Here is an 18,304-nt window from a genome sequence, read left to right on the forward strand (position 1 = left end):
TTAAAGAGCGGTGCGACATTTCTTTTGGAAATCGACTCAGTTTTTATCAACTTAGGTCGTTGTCGCGAGGTGGCGTATATTACGCTTTCCTCAGTGAGAGTCAAGCATTTTTTTGCTTAATCTTTTCAGATTCTCTCGCTGCCGGTTCAGTGTCCATCGCGCTTTGCGTTGGCTTGTTCCCGGTCAGTGGATGCGCATTATAGGGAGTCAGAAAAATCTGGCAACCCTTTTTTTGATATTTTTTATCAACCGCCGATTTATCATCCAAAACGGCTATTTTTTGAATCTTTTTAGGGTTTCTGGCAGTTCTGCGATGCTATTTATAACGATATCAGCACTTGCCATTGCTTCTTCCGTGACTGCTTCACCACTTTTAACCAAGATGTTAGTACCCACTTGAGCCGCTTTACCCGCCAGCATGTCTGCAAGTTTATCGCCAACCATAATAGAAGAAGCCATATCGATGTCTAAATGCTCTTGTGCATCTAATAGCATGCCAGGTTTCGGTTTACGACAATTGCATTCTTGCTTGTATTCTTCAATCGTAGCCTCTGGGTGATGCGGACAAAAATAGATGCCATCTAAATCAATACCACGATCTGCCAGTGACCAATCCATCCATTCAGTGAGATGCTCAAACTGCTCTTCCGTATAAATACCGCGTCCAATTCCTGACTGGTTAGTAACAACAACTAACGCGTACCCCATTTTTTTTAATTCAATCATGGCTTCAATAGCGCCATCAATAAATTGAAAATCATCGATTTGATGTACATAACCATGATCGATATTAATTGTGCCATCTCTATCAAGAAAGATTGCTGGAATGCCTTTACTCACCGCTTTGCTCCTCAAACTAAAATGGTTTTTAGTATCTCACGAAAAGAAATGAAATGAGAATAGAATAAATAGAACAAACTTTATTGACTTAGACGTCTAGACGCCTTAACATCCAAGTATATTAGATACAGTATCTAGAAAATAATTCGTCAGAGAATAGAAGATAGAATGATAAAGCTCTCAAATATAAATAAAGTCTTCCAGCAAGGAAATCGTCAGATACAGGCATTGACTGATATCAGTCTGCATGTTCCTTCTGGTCAAATATATGGTGTTATTGGTGCATCTGGCGCAGGTAAAAGCACGCTAATTCGTTGCGTTAACATGCTAGAGCGACCAACATCAGGGCAAGTCATTGTTGATGGTCAAGATTTAACTTCTCTACCAGAAAAAGCTTTGACGAAAGCTCGTCGTGGTATTGGCATGATTTTCCAGCACTTTAACTTATTATCGTCACGCACCGTCTTTGACAATGTCGCGCTACCTCTTGAGTTAGATAGTACGCCAAGAGAAACAATCAAGCAGCGTGTTAACGAATTACTCGAATTGGTAGGTTTGACTGATAAGAAAGATGCTTATCCTGCAAATCTATCTGGTGGGCAAAAACAGCGCGTCGCCATTGCTCGTGCGCTAGCTAACTCTCCAAAAGTATTATTGTGTGATGAAGCAACCAGTGCGTTAGACCCAGCAACAACACGCTCTATCCTAGAATTGCTGAAAGATATTAATCGCCGTTTAGGTTTGACCATTTTATTGATCACTCACGAAATGGATGTCGTTAAGCGTATTTGCGACCAAGTGGCAGTCATCAGTGGTGGGCAGTTAATTGAGCAGGATAAAGTGAGTGAAGTTTTCTCTCATCCTAAAACGCCAGTCGCTCAAGAATTTATTAAATCCACGTTGATTATTGATATTCCCGATGATTACAGTGAACGTTTGCAAAGTGAACCAGGTAAAGATTTATCACCTTTATTAAAGCTGGAGTTCACAGGGCAGTCAGTGGATGCACCATTAATTTCCATGGCTGTTCGTAAATTTGATATCGACATTAATATTTTAAGTTCGCAAATTGATTATGCCGGTGGTGTTAAGTTTGGTGTGATGCTAGCAGAATTACACGGTATCGATGGTGGTGTTGAATCCACAATTACCTTTTTAAAAGAACACCATGTCAAAGTAGAGGTTTTGGGTTATGTCTGAGGGAATGATTTCACTACTTATTTCAGGAACGATTGATACCATTATCATGACATTCGTTTCTGCAATTTTAGGTTTTATTTTAGGTATCCCTACAGGCGTTCTACTTTATGTAACTCGCCGTGGACAAGTTATGGAAAATACCGCTCTGTATAGCGTTATTTCCGCGGTTGTAAACGTATTCCGTTCAATACCGTTTATTATTTTGTTAGTGTGGATCAGCCCGTTTACCAAATTTATCGTCGGCTCGGCGATCGGTATTGAAGGTGCCATCGTTCCATTAACTGTCGGTGCAATTCCATTTATTGCTCGTATGGTTGAAAACGCACTATTAGAAGTACCGAGTGGCTTAATTGAAGCATCCCGAGCTATGGGTGCAACGCCACTACAGATTATTAGCAAAGTATTACTACCAGAGTCTCTTCCTGGACTCATTAATGCGGCAACCATTACATTAATTATGTTAGTCGGTTATTCCGCAATGGGTGGTGCTGTCGGTTCCGGTGGGTTAGGCCAAATTGCAATGCAATACGGTTACTATACTTATAACCCAGTAGTCATGAATACCGTACTTGTCCTATTAATTGTTTTAGTATTCATCATTCAGTTTACTGGTGAATATTTAATGAAGAAAGTGTCACATAAATAGTCCGAAATAGAGATAGTCAGTAACAATAGCAGCGCCAAAGAAACTCTACCAAGTAGTTAAGGTGCTATAAAAAAGTGTCTAAAGGGGTAAATTATGTCTATTAAGTTAAAATCATTTGCAGTAGTTGGCGCGCTGTTAGGAACGTTATTCCTCGCTGGCTGTGGTGAGAAGCAAAAAGATCCAAATAGTATTAAAGTCGGTGTGATTATGGGCAAAGAGTTTGAAGTTGCTGAAGTTGCACAAAAAGTTGCTAAAGAAAAATATGGTCTGAATGTTGAGCTAGTCTCCTTTAATGATTTCGTTTTACCAAACGAAGCATTAAGCAAAGGTGATATTGATGCTAACGCATTCCAACATAAGCCTTATTTAGATCAGCAAATCAAAGATCGTAACTATAAATTAGTCCCAGTTGGTAATACATTTATTTACCCGATTGCAGGCTACTCAAAGCAAATTAAATCTATTGATGAACTTGCTGATGGCTCACAGGTTGCTCTGCCTAATGACCCAACGAACTTAGGTCGTTCATTACTGTTACTGCAACAACAAGGTTTGATTAAGTTAAAAGATGGCACAGGTTTAATGCCAACTGTTTTGGATGTTATTGAAAATCCTAAAGGCTTAAAATTTGTTGAGCTAGAAGCACCGCAATTACCACGAGCTCTTGATGACCAAAAAATTGCTTTAGCGATCATCAATACCACTTGGGCTAGCAGTGCAACACCAAAACTGACTCCAGCAAAAGATGGTCTGTTTGTTGAAGATAAAGATTCTCCATACGTGAATATTATTGTCACCCGTGAAGACAATAAAGATAGCGAGAATGTGAAGAAGTTTATCCAAGCATATCAATCTAATGAAGTTGCAGAAAAAGCTAACGAAGTTTTCGATGGTGGTGCAGTTAAAGGCTGGTAATCTTTCCTCTTAAAAAGAAAGCGTATAAAATACTAGGCGGCTTAATGCTGCCTAGTATTTTTGTATTATGAATACCGATAAAATAAATAATGAATGCGCTACCACAGATAATAAAAAGGTCGAATTTATGAGATTGTTTTTACTCACCCTAGCGGCATTTATGCTAGCTGGGTGTGGAATTAACCAATACACCAGTCCAAGTATGAATAAGGGGTTTTCGAGTATGAAGATATCGAAACCCGTACCAAAAGCGACTAAAGAAGAAGATGTCAGCGCAGAAAAAATTAAATTAATGAATAGCCCTGAGGAATTACTGGGTATGCCATTCAAAGATTTAGGCGTTGTCTCCGGTGAAGACTGTAGAAAAAACGCTAAGAGTCCCCCAGCTAATCTTGATTCTGCAAAGAATAGCATGTTAACCCAAGCCGCTTATATTGCTGCCGATGCAGTACTATTACATCAATGCCAAACGTCGACTGCTCCAGGCTGCTACCAAGCAACCGTATGTGAAGGCAGCGCGCTTAAAATTGTCGAATAATATATTTATGCAATCTTTTCAATTTAATATTATCGGGCATATCGAATCCCCCTATAAAGAAAAGTTTGCCATCCCTCGCCAACCTGGATTAGTCCAGGGCGGCTTTGGACGTTTACATTTACATTCGCCATTTAATGACCCTAATGGGGTTCGTGGACTAACTCAGTTTAGCCATATTTGGGTTTTATTCGTTTTCCATCAAACAATGAGTGGAGGATGGAAACCGTTGGTTCGCCCACCACGCTTAGGTGGAAATGATAAAATGGGCGTATTTGCAACACGTTCAACTTTCCGACCTAATCCTATCGGAATGTCATTAGTTGAGCTGAAAGGTGTTTCAACTGAAAATAACCAAGTCATACTTGAACTTGGTAGCCTTGACTTAGTCGACGGTACGCCCGTGATCGATATCAAGCCCTACCTTCCTTTTGCCGAAGCCATTACCACAGCAAAAGCGGGATATGCTCAAGATGCACCATCCGATAATATGCAGGTTATTTTCAGCCCTTTAGTGCAAGAAGAATTAATTAAATATCAGGCTAACTATCCTGGGCTTGCAATATTTATTGAACAAGTACTGATGCAAGATCCCCGCCCTGCCTATAAAAAACAATCAAATGAAGCCCGTGATTATGCAGTTCATTTATTAGATTTTAATGTTCGTTGGCGAGTCATTGATAATGTCACTGAAGTATTCGCGATCGAACGTAACGAAAAAACGCTTTAACCTCTTTTGACAAATCCTTGTCACTGGTAGACTAGCTCTTTATTCCGCTGCTTAGCAGCTTTAAATTATTGGGTGAGCACTGACTTACCATAATTTGTTGTTCTAATGGAACCTATACAATGCGTACTAGCAAATATCTGCTCTCAACTCTAAAAGAGACCCCTGCGGATGCAGAAGTTATCAGCCATCAGCTGATGCTGCGTGCAGGAATGATCCGTAAACTTGCTTCTGGTCTGTATGACTGGCTACCCACTGGCGTACGTGTACTACGTAAAGTAGAAAACATTGTTCGCGAAGAAATGGAAAATGCAGGTGCTATCGAGGTATCTTTACCCGTAGTTCAGCCCGCTGATTTATGGCAAGAAAGTGGGCGTTGGGAACAATACGGTCCTGAGTTGCTACGCTTTGTTGATCGTGGAGAGCGTCCATTTGTTCTGGGTCCAACCCATGAAGAAGTTATCACTGATTTAGTGCGTAACGAAATCACTTCATATAAACAATTACCTTTGAATTTATTCCAAATTCAAACAAAATTCCGTGATGAAGTACGCCCACGTTTTGGTGTGATGCGTTCACGCGAATTTATCATGAAAGATGCCTACTCTTTCCATACCAGCCAAGAGTCATTGCAAGAAACTTATGATGCAATGTATGAAGCCTACAGCAAAATTTTCACACGTATCGGCTTTGATTTCCGTGCAGTACTCGCTGATACGGGCTCAATAGGTGGAAATGCATCCCATGAATTCCAAGTCTTAGCGCAAAGCGGTGAAGATGATGTCGTTTTCTCTACCGAATCTGATTTCGCCGCAAATATCGAGTTTGCTGAAGCTGTTGCACCGAACGTCCAGCGTGCTGCTCCTAGCGAAGAGATGCACTTGGTTGATACACCAAATGCAAAAACCATTGCTGAATTGGTCGAACAATTTAATTTACCGATCGAAAAAACCGTCAAAACGCTGATTGTTCACGCGAAGAAAGATTCTGGTCATACTTTAGTTGCCCTATTAATTCGTGGCGACCATGAACTGAACGAGATCAAAGCTGAAAAACATCCGTTAGTCGCTAGCCCATTACAGTTCGCAACTGAAGAAGAAATTCGCCAAGCTATCAATGCCGGCCCGGGTTCTTTAGGTCCAGTCAATATGCCACTGCCAATTGTTATCGACCGCAGTGTCGCGGTAATGAGTGACTTTGGTGCCGGTGCAAATATTGATGGTAAACATTACTTTGGTATTAACTGGGAACGAGACTTACCATTACCAGAAACTTACGACCTGCGTAATGTTGTGGTTGGCGATCCAAGTCCGGATGGCAAAGGCACACTATTAATTAAGCGTGGTATTGAAGTCGGTCATATCTTCCAGTTAGGTACTAAGTACTCAGAAGCGATGAAAGCTTCAGTGCAAAACGAGGAAGGTCATAACCAAATCGTCACGATGGGTTGCTATGGTATCGGTGTTACTCGTATCGTTGCAGCAGCTATCGAGCAAAGCCATGATGACCGCGGTATCATATGGTCAGATGCTATCGCACCTTTCCAAGTTGCGATTCTACCAATGAATATGCACAAATCTTATCGCGTGAAAGAAGTTGCAGAAAAACTCTATGCCGACCTGAAAGCTCAAGGTATTGACGTGATTTTTGATGACCGTAAAGAGCGTCCGGGTGTGATGTTTGCAGATATGGAATTAATTGGCGTTCCATACACTATTGTTATTGGCGACCGTAACTTAGATACCAACCAAGTAGAATATAAATCACGTCGTAGTGATGATAAAGCACTGGTTGGTTTAGATAATGTCGTTAGCTTCTTAAAAGAAAAATTAGCGACAAATTTGCGTAAATAATTACCAAAATTGTCTCTATAACAAAAGGCTCAGAATTCAGTATTCACTGGTTCTGAGCCTTTTTTATTCATCAATATATTAATGAATTAAGATTGTTTGCAAGACGCCGAAGGGTCAAACTTGATTTTACCTGTAGGGACAAGCGCAGAATCAAACTGTCCATCTTCTATTGATGGGCGAATTGTATAATAACCATCAACTTCGACATAAACTGGGGTACCGCCGTCAACCCCCGTTTCACCATATGCTCTCTCTAGCTCAATACCTGAAGTCGCATATTTGCGCCCAGTTTCACACTCAGTAAAAATAGCTGCATCCGCCATATAACGGTATTCACCAATTTTTTTGCTCGGTGTCACTTTCCCTAACGTATAATTCATGGCGCTTTCAATTCGCTCACCATTAATATCAAGTAGAGTTACCGAGTTATTATCAGCCGCTTTAGCAAAATAAGAACGCTCAGCCTGAGCATTAGTCAACGTCAGCATATTTCCATTTGCCGACCAATTTCCTGTTTCATGAAATATTTGATTGCCATTTTTGGTTTCTAAATAGAGCAACTGTTCAACATAGCTACCATCTGGATTAACTAATAGAGTTGCTTCAATACCCGAACAATCGGCACAAGGGATCAAACCACTATAAACATTATCGACTGAGGCTGACTCAACTTCACTGACACCACTTTGGCAGCCGGATAAAGCAATTGAACCCGCGGCAATAAACGCTAATAAAAAAACTTTTTTCATTGTAATTCCCTTAAGATCATTCATGTATGACTGTTCAAACCCAAAATACATCATATCATCTCAAATAATAAAAAATGGGGTGCCTAAAAAATTTAAATTGCTCAAATAAGATACCAAGCACATTAGATTGGTGAATAAGAATTTTCTTTTTCCTGCACCTCTGATTATAGTTATTAAATTACTATGCTATTATCGAGTTAAGCACTTTTTTACTCAGTTCTTTTTGCTTAGTATATTGAGGCTTAGTACATTGATGCTTAGTACAACATGTTCAAGGCGGCAATAACCGCCACTAACTCAGTGGTGAGGGAATATGTCTACAGATAATGAATATCAACCAATCAATTGTGATGATTACGAATATCTAGAAATCGCATGCCAACGTCAATTAAAACTGCAAGTTCAGTTAAATGACGGCGAGAATATTGAAGGGCAAGCCAGTGATTTGCTCCTACGAAAAAAAATTGAGTACCTTGTCCTGATCACTCAGGAAGGAACCAAGGAGCTTAGGCTGGATTATATTAACTCCTTCAGTCATCCTGAAATCGGCACAATCGTTGTCGACCAATCTCATTAATACTCGTACTGAGTTTCTTCTATGCCCCTTATGATAGTCACAGTCATAAGGGGTTTCTCATTTAATAATCAAATAAACTAAATGTACTCATCCCTATTTGACCAAAATTCAGAATGTTGCCAATCAATTGCAATGCCCTCATCTTGATCATTAATCAAACCATCTGAAGTAATAAAACAGCCTACAGCGCTAATTAGCACATCGTTATAGTAGATTAATGGTGTACGCTCACGCATCCATGGGGCAACACCAAGTTCTTGCCAAAGTTTTTTACTACTTCGAGAATGGGTTCTGCCAACAATGTTATGTGAACCTTGCAAACCAAAACGTACGGTGACTTTCTCATCACGTCGAGGTGGCCTAATTTGTCCTTGTCCATTCATTACAATGAGATAGCCAAGGGATTCAGGCAATGCCAATGGTGCTGGATACTCCCAGTCATAGGTCATGCCCATGACACTATTTATACGTCGAACCACCCAGAGCGCACCTTGATAACGGCGAATTTCTCTATCACCCAAACGACAAATAGGTTCTGCATCTTGCCGAGCTAGAGCCACTTCCTGCCATATACGCTCTAATTGATTAAACGGGGGCATCGGTAACTGATGCAGTTTAATCCATCGGCGTAGCAAGGCATTACGTTTAGCGATGGAACATTCAACCAGCCCATCGATAAAAAGCCCGCCACGATAATCCACTATCTCATCCAGTGAATCTTGAAGCAGTTCGTCCAGCAGTGATTCCTGCTCAGCACACAATGAAGCGCTACGAGAAACGGCATTAGCAAAATGCGGCCAACGTTCAGATAATCTTGGCATAATATGTAACCGTAAAAAATTACGGTCATAGCGATCATCTTGATTACTGTCATCCTCAACCCAAGGTAGCGCATATTCTTGCATATAACGTTCTAACTCTTGGCGAGAAATGTCTAATAGTGGTCGCAATAAATAAGTATTCCCGCGAGTCGCATCAAATGGTTGTGACTCCCGCATGGCAGATAATCCGGCAGGACCACTTCCCCGCTTCAATGCTAATAAAAATGTTTCAGCTTGATCATCTAGATGCTGAGCAGTAACAATAATTTCATTTTGAAGCAATTCGTCACGATAAGCTTGATAGCGTGCATCTCTTGCCGCAGCCTCAACTCCGTTGTTAGACGCATCAACCGTAACATGGTGACAAACAAAAGGGATATTCCATTGTTCACAAAGTTCTGCACAATGCATTTCCCATTTATCTGCGCGCATATTCAAGCCATGGTGAACATGTATAGCGCGAACTTGTAATGAAGGAAAGTGGCTTTGTTTTAGCTGATAAAGGGCATGTAACAACACGGTTGAATCAATACCGCCACTAAATCCAACTAAAATTTTTCGATGATCCCCTATCTTGCTTAAAATCTGCTCTAGGATGATCTGTGAAGATTTAGCCATGACTTACCCTTATACAAATGAATTACTATTAATTTTACTTCCTACTAGCAAGTAGGTCGAAAAAATATAATAAAAAACGGGAGTTGGTAAACCAAACTCCCGTTTTAAATTCAATAGATTACTAATCAGCAGTAACCGTAACCCATCAAACGTTGATAGCGACGATTTTTCAATGCTTCAGTATCTAAAGTATCTAATTCTTCAAGATCTTGAACAATTTGTGCCTTTAGAGACTCTGCAATTGCATCGTAATTACGGTGAGCACCACCAAGAGGTTCTGGAATAACGTTATCAATTAATTTTAACTCTTTCAAACGACCCGCAGTGATCCCCATAGCATCAGCGGCTAATGGCGCTTTATCTGCACTTTTCCACAGAATGGATGCACAACCTTCTGGAGAAATAACAGAGTACGTACTGTATTGCAGCATATTCACTTTATCACCAACACCGATAGCTAATGCACCACCGGAGCCGCCTTCACCAATGACCGTACAAATAACAGGTACTGATAAACGTGACATTTCACGCAGGTTGCGTGCAATAGCTTCCGATTGTCCACGTTCTTCCGCACCGACACCAGGGTAAGCCCCTGGAGTATCAATAAAGGTGATAATCGGTAAGTTAAAACGCTCAGCTAATTCCATCAGGCGCAATGCCTTACGGTAACCTTCAGGTGCTGGCATACCAAAATTACGACGAATTTTCTCTTTAGTTTCGCGACCTTTTTGGTGACCAATAACCATAACTGGACGACCATCTAAACGCGCGATCCCACCAATAATTGCTTTATCATCCGCGTAGGCGCGATCACCGGCTAACTCTTGGAAATCCGTGAATATACGAGGGATATAATCCAAAGAGTATGGGCGACGTGGGTGACGAGCGAGCTTAGCGATTTGCCAAGCGCCCAGATCAGAGAAAATTTTACGTGTCAGTTCGACACTTTTTTCACGTAAACGAGCAACCTCTTCATCTAGGTTGACTTCGATATTATTCTCTTGACGGCTGAGTGCAGTTAGGGAATCGATTTTCGCCTCTAATTCAGCAATCGGCTGTTCAAAATCAAGAAAGTCCAGACTCATAATATTCCTATTTTAGTCAAATTCTAATTCTACCTGCTCATGACCCAGCAGAGTTCGAAGGTCGTTCAGAAGGGGATCCACGGGTGTCACACGCCAAACAACGCCAAACTTAAGTTTAGCTCTGGCATCATCCTTCTGATAATACAAATGAACCGGGATCGTCCCTGAACGGTGAGGTTCAAGGGCGCTACGAAGCCGATTCAATAATTGATCGTTAATTTGTTTATCTGACAGTGATATCGCAAGAGCTCGAGCATACTTTTCCCTTGCTTCTCCAATATCCATTAATTCGCGCACTGTCATTTTATTACCACCGTTGAAATCATCAAAGCTGACCTGACCGGTGGCAATTAATATATTATCTTTTTCCAACATATGTTGGTATTTATCCAGTGCATCTGAAAATAACATAATATCCAGACGACCGGAACGATCATCAAGGGTGCAAATCCCAATTCTGTTTCCACGTTTCGTGGTAATAACTTTCGCTGAGAGCACTAAACCTACCACAGTTGTCACTTGACCACGAGGGGTTGGGTTCACATCTTTCAATCTCAAGCCATTAGTATAACGCTCAATCTCGCTTAAGTAGCGCGTTATTGGGTGCCCTGTCAAATATAAGCCCAGAGTTTCACGTTCCCCCTCAAGCACGACTTGCTCTGGCCATTTAGGTACGCTGGCATACGAGCTTTCAACTTGTTCAGGGGCTTCCGCTAATACGCCGAACATATCTCCTTGCCCGATAGCTTCTGCTTTCGCATGCTGGTCTGCGGCTTTTAATGCATCTTCAAGAGAAGACATTAGAGCCGCACGATGTGGACCTAAATGATCAAAAGCCCCCGCCATGATCAGTTTTTCCATCACACGGCGGTTGATCTTCTTGATGTCCACTCGAGCACAAAGATCAAAGATTTCCTTGAAGATCCCACCTTGCTGACGAGCTTCAATGATCGCTTCAATTGGGCCTTCACCGACCCCTTTGATAGCACCGATACCGTAAACTATCTCACCTTCATCATTCACATGGAAGTGATATAAGCCACTATTGATATCTGGTGGTAATACTTTTAAGCCCATCCGCCAGCATTCATCGACTAGCCCAACCACTTTTTCGGTATTATCCATATCCGCAGTCATTACTGCCGCCATAAACTCAGCGGGATAATGGGCTTTTAACCATAATGTCTGGTAAGAAACTAATGCATAAGCAGCTGAGTGAGATTTGTTAAATCCATAACCGGCAAATTTCTCTACCAAGTCAAAGATTTTCATCGAAAGCTCGCCATCTATGCCATTTTTAATAGCACCATCTTTGAAAACAGAGCGCTGCTTCGCCATTTCCTCAGGTTTCTTTTTACCCATAGCACGACGCAGCATATCCGCCCCGCCGAGGGTATAACCCGCTAATACCTGAGCAATCTGCATAACCTGTTCTTGGTACAAGATAATACCATAAGTTGGCTCTAGAACAGGTTTTAATGATTCATGCTGCCACTTCACATCAGGATACGATATTTCTTCACGACCATGTTTACGGTCAATAAAGTTATCCACCATCCCTGATTGCAGTGGACCTGGGCGGAATAATGCCACAAGGGCAATCATGTCTTCAAAGGAGTCTGGCTGTAGTCGCTTAATCAGATCTTTCATGCCGCGGGATTCTAATTGGAATACCGCCGTCGTTTCTGATCGCTGTAGCATATCGAAGCTTTTTTTATCTTCCAATGGAATAGCTGCGATATCAATCGGTTCTAAGTTTTTCTTCGCGCGTCGAGCATTGATCATTTCCAATGCCCAGTTAATGATGGTTAAAGTACGTAACCCTAGGAAGTCAAACTTAACCAAGCCCGCATATTCGACATCGTTTTTATCAAATTGCGTAACGGGGTTGTTTCCTTCTGCATCACAATATAGCGGTGCAAAATCAGTAATTTTAGTAGGGGCAATGACTACCCCACCCGCATGTTTACCCGCATTTCGAGTCACACCTTCAAGCTTTCGCGCCATATCAATCAGCGCTTTAACTTCTTCATCCGCTTCATAAATTTCAGGGAGTTGAGGTTCAACCTCAAACGCTTTTTCCAGCGTCATCCCTGGATCCGGTGGGATTAATTTAGAGATTCTGTCGACAAAACCGTACGGATGCCCTAGTACACGTCCCACATCCCGGATAACCGCTTTCGCAGCCATGGTACCAAAAGTAATAATCTGGGATACGGCATCACGCCCATACATTTGAGCTACGTGATCAATCACTTGGTCACGTTTTTCCATGCAAAAGTCCACATCGAAGTCAGGCATAGAAACCCGCTCAGGGTTTAGAAAACGTTCAAACAGTAAATCTAATTCTAATGGGTCTAAGTCTGTAATTTTCAGTGCATAAGCGACTAAAGATCCCGCACCGGAACCTCGTCCTGGCCCTACAGGTACGCCATTATCTTTTGACCATTGGATAAATTCCATCACGATCAGGAAGTAGCCGGGGAATCCCATTTGGTTGATAACATTCAGCTCAATATCCAAACGTTCATCATATTCAATCCGTTTTACCGCCCGCTCTTTTTCATCTGGGAATAAAAATTCTAACCGCTCTTCGAGCCCTTTTTTCGAGCACATGACCAGATAGTCTTCGGTTTCCATATCCCCTGTGGGGAATTTAGGGAGAAAATACTCGCCAAGACGGATAGTGACGTTACAGCGCTTAGCAATCTCTACACTATTTTCTAACGCTTCTGGGATGTCAGCAAATAGCTCACACATCTCTTCTTCAGAACGTAAGTATTGCTGAGGACTATAATTTTTCGGACGTTTAGGATCAACAAGAGTAAAGCCATCATGAATTGCCACACGAATTTCGTGAGCATCAAAATCACGGCTCTCGATAAAACAGACTTCATTCGTGGCTACAACAGGCAACCCGCGCAGCGTCGCTAATTCTATAGCTGCATGTAAATAACTCTCTTCGTCAGGTCGACCCGTTCTAATTAATTCGAGGTAGTATGAACCGGGAAAGTGTGTTTCGTAGAACTCGATGCATTCATCGACTAGCGCTTGGTTTCCTCGCAGTAAGAACTGCCCCACATCCCCTTTACGGCCACCAGAAAGGAGAATTAGCCCTTCTTTATGCTTCACAAGCCAATCACGATGGATTGTCGGACCAATGGCGCCATAGCCTTTTTGATACGCTTCTGAAATCAATAATGTAAGATTTTGGTAACCTTCATTATTGCGAGCCAGTACAGTTAAATGGGCAACATCGTCACCAAGCTGCTCACTTTCCATGTAGAAGTCAGCACCAATAATTGGCTTAACACCCGCACTATGCGCCGCACCATAAAATTTCACTAACCCACATAGGTTAGTAAAATCGGTGATGGCAAGCGCAGGCATGCCCATTTCAGCCACTTTTTTGACCAAAGGACCGGTTTTAGCCAGTCCATCGATCATGGAATAGTCGCTATGAACGCGTAGATGAATAAAACGAGGAGAAGCCATTAACCTGATACCTATTTTTTAACTGACTATTTAATGTCTAACGCTCGTCGTACTGGCGCGAAGCTTTTGCGGTGAAACTCAGTCGCTCCAAATTGAGCTAGCTTTTCTAAGTGATAAGCGGTTGGATAACCTTTATGTTTAGCAAATCCATATTCAGGGAATACTTTATCTAATTCCACCATTTCCCTGTCTCTCACTACTTTAGCAAGAATGGATGCTGCGCTAATTTCCTGCACTAAACTATCTCCCTTCACGACTGCTTGGGATGGCATTGATAATTTGGGACAACGATTTCCATCAACTAAAACAAACTCCGGCGTGATAGATAGCCCAGCAACGGCTCTTTGCATGGCTAGCATAGTTGCATGCAGAATATTTAACTCATCAATTTCATTTGGTTCCGCTCGTCCAATGCACCAGCAGAGCGCTTTTTCTTTGATTTCATCAAACAGTTTCTCACGTTTTTTTTCTGTGAGTTTTTTTGAGTCTGCTAAGCCTTCAATGGGGTTGTTCGGATCAAGAATAACAGCGGCAGTCACAACCGCACCGACTAACGGTCCGCGACCCACTTCATCAACACCAGCAATTAAGTTGGCTTTTGGGTATATAAATTCCATTAATTTCTAACCAAATCTAGTACTGCATCAGCCGCTTGCTTATCCGCATCACAGCGGATCAACTGATGTAATTGTAAGAAAGTCTGCTTCAATGCGTCCACTTGCTCTCCCCCTTCTAATAAGGGAAGTAATTGAGCAGCAAGCTGTTCTGGTTGGCACTCATCTTGAAGCAATTCTTTAACGATTTCCTTTCCTGCCAATAAATTAGGCAAAGAAACATAGGGGGTTTTAACTAAACGCTTAGCTAACCAAAACGTGAATGGCTTCATTCGATACCCAACAACCATCGGACATTTAGTCAACATGCATTCTAATGCAGCAGTACCCGATGCTAACAAGGTAGCATCAGCAGCCATCATCGCATCTCGCGCTTGCCCATCTAAAATATGAACGTTAAGTTCTGGGGCAACCTGCTGTTTTATCTCATCGAATTGCTGACGCCTTTTTTGATTAACCAACGGAACCACTATCTGTAAATCAGTAAAGTGGTTACTTAAAAGTGTAGCGGTTTTTAAAAAATCAGCACTGAGCATTTCCACTTCAGAATGGCGGCTTCCCGGTAATAAGGCTAAGCACTTGCTGGTAGCAGGAATATTTAAACGTTCTCGTGCCGCTTGTTTATCCGGATTGAGTGCAATTGCATCCGCCATTGTATGTCCGATAAAACGGCAAGGGACATCAAAACGATCGTAGAAAGCTTTTTCAAAAGGTAAAAAAGCCAGGACTAAATTTGTCGAACGACCAATTTTAAATACTCGCTTTTGACGCCATGCCCATACGGATGGGCTGACATAATGAATAGTTTTAATGCCTGTCGATTTCAATTTACCTTCAAGGGTAATATTAAAATCCGGTGCGTCGATTCCAACAAAGACATCAGGCTGTAATTCAGTAAAACGCTGAGTTAAATCTTTACGAATAGACAATAGGCGAGGTAAACGACCGAGGACTTCAACAATCCCCATGACCGCCAGTTCTTCCATTTCATACCAAGCTTCACAACCTTCAGCTTGCATGAGAGGACCGGCAACACCAACAAAGCGGGCATTGGGTACTTGCTGTTTTAATGCACGAATCAATCCGGCACCTAAGATGTCGCCAGACGTTTCTCCGGCAACAAGGCCAATAGTAAGTGGGCGGTTGCTATTCACCAAAATTCGCTCCTTATTAAAGGCCTAATCTCATTTTTCATCTGTAACAACAAAAATTAACGAATAATTCCGCGTTTAGACTGTGCTGATTCTTCAAGGAAATCACTAAACACTTTGACGTGTTCATCGGTTTTTGCCATTTCTGCAATTTCTTCTCGCGCTTCTTCTAAAGATTTCCCTGAACGATATAACGTTTTGTACGCATTACGAATTGCATGCAGGGATTCTTTTTCAAAACCACGACGCTTAAGACCTTCTAGGTTTAAGCCGAATGGTGTTGCATGGTTACCTTGTGCGATAACATACGGAGGTACGTCTTGAGCAACCCCAGAACATCCACCCACCATAACGTGAGCGCCAATTTGGCAAAATTGATGCACTGCGGTCATGCCACCAATAATGGCGAAATCACCTAATGTGACGTGACCACCTAAAGTTCCGTTATTAGCAATAATACAGCGGTTGCCAATAATGCAATCATGAGCAATATGGACGTTAACCATCAATAAGTTGTCATTACCAATCTTAGTGAGATCACCACCTTGGGTGGTTCCTCGATGGATAGTCACACTTTCACGAATACGGTTTCTGTCACCAATCTCTACGCGTGTTGGCTCGCCTTGGTATTTCAGGTCTTGGTTAATTTCACCAATAGAAGCAAATTGAAATATCACATTGTCACGGCCAATTTTGGTGTGCCCATTAACGACAACATGCGATTTCAGCTCGGTACCATCACCAATTTCAACATTAGCGCCGATATAGCAAAAAGGGCCAATATGAACATTGGCTCCAATAACAGCTCCATCTTCTACAATAGATGAGGGATGAACATAGGCAGTTTTGTCAATCATATCAGACCTCACGGCGACGGGCGCACATCATTTCTGCTTCGCAGGCCACTTCTCCATCAACTTTTGCAACACCTTTAAAACGAGCAACACCGCGACGTTCTTTGATAAATTCAACTTCCAGGATCATTTGATCTCCTGGCAGAACGGGACGTTTAAAGCGTGCATTATCTATTGCTGCGAAATAATACAATTCACCAGGCTCCAATTTTCCTACTCTTTTAAATGCAAGGATACCTGTTGCCTGAGCCATTGCTTCTAAAATTAAAACACCCGGAAAGATTGGTTTGCTAGGAAAGTGTCCCTGAAAAAATGGCTCATTAAAGGAGACATTTTTTACCGCGCGCAAAGATTTACCTTCTTCGAAATCCAAAACACGGTCAACCAAAAGGAATGGGTAACGGTGCGGAAGTAGTTCTAAAATTTCTTCAATATTCAGAGTATGATTATCACTCATCGAAATACTCTTCCTGTCTATTAATACAATCTAATTAATGAATCGGCCTGCTTTGACCCTATAAAGGACCAACAGGCAGGCCGGAAAAAACGTAACTCTAAAGCTATTTTAGCCCGAATTACCAAATGATTACTGTTTTTTTTGATTTTGGCTATCTAATTCACGTTCCAGTGTTTTTAGACGCTTATTCATCTCATTGATATTTAAAACTAAAGCAGCAGTTTTTCGCCAAGTTTTATTAGGTTGTAAAGGAATACCTGAAGAGTAAACTCCCGGTTCAGTGATTGGTCGCATAACCATTCCCATTCCTGTTACGGTAACCTTGTCACAAATTTCCATGTGACCATTGATAACACTGGCTCCGCCAATCATACAATAGCGACCAATTTTCAAACTACCGGCCATGATAACACCACCAGCAACTGCGGTATTATCGCCTATTGTTACATTATGCGCAATTTGGCACTGGTTATCGATAATAACCCCATTGCCAATGACTGTGTTATCTAATGCGCCACGGTCAATCGTTGTACAAGCACCAATTTCGACGCGGGATCCAATGATCACAGTGCCTAATTGTGGAATTTTGATCCAGTTGCCACGATCATTTGCGTACCCAAAACCATCAGAGCCGATTACTGTACCTGATTGGATCAAACAGTGATCACCAATCTCAACATCATGATACACACTGACATTGGCCCATAAACGAGTACCTGCGCCAATTCGTGTATTTTTACCAATAAAGCAACCCGCGCCAATAATCACGTTATCACCCAGTGTGACACCACTTTCGATAACGGCATTTGCGCCAATTGCAACATTCTGACCCAATTGGGCATCATCAGCGATCACCGCTGATGCATGGATATTTTCAGCAGGCGCTGGCGTTGTATCCATAATTTGCGCCATACGCGCATAAGCAAGATAAGGGTTATCTACAACCAGTGCAGCAACCTTACAAGCGCTCAGATCTTTTTCAGTCAATACAACAGCCGCAGCCTGACAATCTACTAACTTGTCACTGTAACGACTATCAGATAAAAAAGTAATCTGTTGACTGTTAGCTGAATACATCGGTGCGATACCGGTGATGACGATATCGCCATCACCGTGTAACTGTGCATTCAACTGCTGAGCTAAATCAGCTAATCGAATTGAAGACAT

General features: G+C 41.8%; 17 protein-coding genes. 7 read left to right on the forward strand and 10 right to left on the reverse strand.

Annotated features, from left to right (window positions below; translation table 11 throughout):
* Nucleotides 1–273: 273 nt before the first annotated feature.
* On the reverse strand, nt 274–840 hold the full coding sequence (gmhB, locus tag PROVRUST_RS06855; RefSeq protein ID WP_006814023.1) for a D-glycero-beta-D-manno-heptose 1,7-bisphosphate 7-phosphatase: 567 nt from the start codon (nt 838–840) through the stop codon (nt 274–276).
* Nucleotides 841–1,008: 168 nt separating this feature from the next.
* Here gmhB and metN point away from each other — a divergent pair, with 168 nt between their 5' ends.
* From metN to proS, 6 genes are all read left to right on the forward strand, one after another.
* Nucleotides 1,009–2,040: a methionine ABC transporter ATP-binding protein MetN gene (gene metN / locus PROVRUST_RS06860; RefSeq protein WP_039854688.1), complete on the forward strand. Its 1,032-nt coding sequence runs from the start codon at nt 1,009–1,011 to the stop codon at nt 2,038–2,040.
* Nucleotides 2,033–2,686, forward strand: a complete 654-nt coding sequence (gene metI, locus PROVRUST_RS06865) for a methionine ABC transporter permease MetI (protein ID WP_006814024.1) — start codon at nt 2,033–2,035, stop codon at nt 2,684–2,686. Before metN ends, metI begins: the two co-directional genes overlap by 8 nt.
* 93 nt (nt 2,687–2,779) lie before the next feature.
* The gene (locus tag PROVRUST_RS06870) at nt 2,780–3,601 is read left to right on the forward strand and encodes a MetQ/NlpA family lipoprotein (RefSeq protein WP_039854690.1); all 822 of its coding nucleotides are present in this window, start codon (nt 2,780–2,782) and stop codon (nt 3,599–3,601) included.
* 223 nt (nt 3,602–3,824) lie between these two features.
* Nucleotides 3,825–4,139: an Rcs stress response system protein RcsF gene (gene rcsF, locus PROVRUST_RS06875; RefSeq protein WP_223844719.1), complete on the forward strand. Its 315-nt coding sequence runs from the start codon at nt 3,825–3,827 to the stop codon at nt 4,137–4,139.
* A gap of 7 nt (nt 4,140–4,146) precedes the next feature.
* Nucleotides 4,147–4,866, forward strand: coding sequence for a tRNA (N6-threonylcarbamoyladenosine(37)-N6)-methyltransferase TrmO (gene tsaA, locus PROVRUST_RS06880; RefSeq protein WP_006814026.1), 720 nt, complete (start codon nt 4,147–4,149; stop codon nt 4,864–4,866).
* Nucleotides 4,867–4,985: 119 nt separating this feature from the next.
* Complete coding sequence (gene proS, locus PROVRUST_RS06885) at nt 4,986–6,716, forward strand: proline--tRNA ligase (protein ID WP_006814027.1); 1,731 nt, start codon at nt 4,986–4,988, stop codon at nt 6,714–6,716.
* An 86-nt stretch (nt 6,717–6,802) separates the two neighbouring features.
* Here proS and PROVRUST_RS06890 read toward each other — a convergent pair whose 3' ends face one another.
* Nucleotides 6,803–7,465 carry a copper resistance protein NlpE N-terminal domain-containing protein gene (locus tag PROVRUST_RS06890; RefSeq protein WP_039854693.1) on the reverse strand — a complete coding sequence of 221 codons (663 nt, stop codon included), beginning with the start codon at nt 7,463–7,465 and terminating at the stop codon, nt 6,803–6,805.
* 313 nt (nt 7,466–7,778) lie between these two features.
* Between PROVRUST_RS06890 and rof the strand changes: the two genes are divergently transcribed.
* Nucleotides 7,779–8,042: a Rho-binding antiterminator gene (gene rof / locus PROVRUST_RS06895; protein ID WP_006814029.1), complete on the forward strand. Its 264-nt coding sequence runs from the start codon at nt 7,779–7,781 to the stop codon at nt 8,040–8,042.
* A gap of 77 nt (nt 8,043–8,119) precedes the next feature.
* On the opposite strand, the gene tilS is transcribed toward rof, so the two are convergent.
* From tilS to lpxD, 8 genes are all read right to left on the reverse strand, one after another.
* Nucleotides 8,120–9,481 carry a tRNA lysidine(34) synthetase TilS gene (tilS, locus tag PROVRUST_RS06900; protein ID WP_006814030.1) on the reverse strand — a complete coding sequence of 454 codons (1,362 nt, stop codon included), beginning with the start codon at nt 9,479–9,481 and terminating at the stop codon, nt 8,120–8,122.
* A gap of 125 nt (nt 9,482–9,606) precedes the next feature.
* Nucleotides 9,607–10,566: an acetyl-CoA carboxylase carboxyl transferase subunit alpha gene (gene accA, locus PROVRUST_RS06905; protein WP_006814031.1), complete on the reverse strand. Its 960-nt coding sequence runs from the start codon at nt 10,564–10,566 to the stop codon at nt 9,607–9,609.
* Nucleotides 10,567–10,578: 12 nt separating this feature from the next.
* Nucleotides 10,579–14,061, reverse strand: a complete 3,483-nt coding sequence (gene dnaE / locus PROVRUST_RS06910; protein WP_039854696.1) for a DNA polymerase III subunit alpha — start codon at nt 14,059–14,061, stop codon at nt 10,579–10,581.
* A gap of 26 nt (nt 14,062–14,087) precedes the next feature.
* Nucleotides 14,088–14,678: a ribonuclease HII gene (rnhB, locus tag PROVRUST_RS06915; protein ID WP_006814033.1), complete on the reverse strand. Its 591-nt coding sequence runs from the start codon at nt 14,676–14,678 to the stop codon at nt 14,088–14,090.
* Nucleotides 14,678–15,832, reverse strand: coding sequence for a lipid-A-disaccharide synthase (gene lpxB / locus PROVRUST_RS06920; RefSeq protein ID WP_039854699.1), 1,155 nt, complete (start codon nt 15,830–15,832; stop codon nt 14,678–14,680). The genes rnhB and lpxB overlap by 1 nt, the downstream gene beginning before the upstream one ends.
* 53 nt (nt 15,833–15,885) lie before the next feature.
* Nucleotides 15,886–16,683 (reverse strand): acyl-ACP--UDP-N-acetylglucosamine O-acyltransferase, encoded by a 798-nt coding sequence (gene lpxA, locus PROVRUST_RS06925; RefSeq protein WP_006814035.1) that lies wholly within the window; start codon nt 16,681–16,683, stop codon nt 15,886–15,888.
* Between the two features lies 1 nt (nt 16,684).
* Nucleotides 16,685–17,137: a 3-hydroxyacyl-ACP dehydratase FabZ gene (gene fabZ, locus PROVRUST_RS06930; RefSeq protein ID WP_006814036.1), complete on the reverse strand. Its 453-nt coding sequence runs from the start codon at nt 17,135–17,137 to the stop codon at nt 16,685–16,687.
* A gap of 129 nt (nt 17,138–17,266) precedes the next feature.
* Nucleotides 17,267–18,304 (reverse strand): UDP-3-O-(3-hydroxymyristoyl)glucosamine N-acyltransferase, encoded by a 1,038-nt coding sequence (gene lpxD, locus PROVRUST_RS06935; protein WP_006814037.1) that lies wholly within the window; start codon nt 18,302–18,304, stop codon nt 17,267–17,269.

This window comes from Providencia rustigianii DSM 4541 (genome assembly GCF_000156395.1).
GTDB classification, from domain to species: Bacteria; Pseudomonadota; Gammaproteobacteria; order Enterobacterales; family Enterobacteriaceae; genus Providencia; species Providencia rustigianii.

What these genes read in the sequence shown, in the direction of transcription:
- metI (WP_006814024.1), top strand. Translation starts at nt 2,033, where the DNA reads ATGTCTGAGGGAATGATTTCACTACTTATTTCAGGAACGATTGATACC.
- PROVRUST_RS06870 (WP_039854690.1), top strand. Translation starts at nt 2,780, where the DNA reads ATGTCTATTAAGTTAAAATCATTTGCAGTAGTTGGCGCGCTGTTAGGA.
- proS (WP_006814027.1), top strand. Translation starts at nt 4,986, where the DNA reads ATGCGTACTAGCAAATATCTGCTCTCAACTCTAAAAGAGACCCCTGCG.
- dnaE (WP_039854696.1), bottom strand. Translation starts at nt 14,061, where the DNA reads ATGGCTTCTCCTCGTTTTATTCATCTACGCGTTCATAGCGACTATTCC.
- accA (WP_006814031.1), bottom strand. Translation starts at nt 10,566, where the DNA reads ATGAGTCTGGACTTTCTTGATTTTGAACAGCCGATTGCTGAATTAGAG.
- tilS (WP_006814030.1), bottom strand. Translation starts at nt 9,481, where the DNA reads ATGGCTAAATCTTCACAGATCATCCTAGAGCAGATTTTAAGCAAGATA.
- fabZ (WP_006814036.1), bottom strand. Translation starts at nt 17,137, where the DNA reads ATGAGTGATAATCATACTCTGAATATTGAAGAAATTTTAGAACTACTT.
- lpxD (WP_006814037.1), bottom strand. Translation starts at nt 18,304, where the DNA reads ATGTCTTCAATTCGATTAGCTGATTTAGCTCAGCAGTTGAATGCACAG.
- rnhB (WP_006814033.1), bottom strand. Translation starts at nt 14,678, where the DNA reads ATGGAATTTATATACCCAAAAGCCAACTTAATTGCTGGTGTTGATGAA.
- tsaA (WP_006814026.1), top strand. Translation starts at nt 4,147, where the DNA reads ATGCAATCTTTTCAATTTAATATTATCGGGCATATCGAATCCCCCTAT.
- rcsF (WP_223844719.1), top strand. Translation starts at nt 3,825, where the DNA reads ATGAAGATATCGAAACCCGTACCAAAAGCGACTAAAGAAGAAGATGTC.
- metN (WP_039854688.1), top strand. Translation starts at nt 1,009, where the DNA reads ATGATAAAGCTCTCAAATATAAATAAAGTCTTCCAGCAAGGAAATCGT.
- rof (WP_006814029.1), top strand. Translation starts at nt 7,779, where the DNA reads ATGTCTACAGATAATGAATATCAACCAATCAATTGTGATGATTACGAA.
- PROVRUST_RS06890 (WP_039854693.1), bottom strand. Translation starts at nt 7,465, where the DNA reads ATGAAAAAAGTTTTTTTATTAGCGTTTATTGCCGCGGGTTCAATTGCT.
- lpxA (WP_006814035.1), bottom strand. Translation starts at nt 16,683, where the DNA reads ATGATTGACAAAACTGCCTATGTTCATCCCTCATCTATTGTAGAAGAT.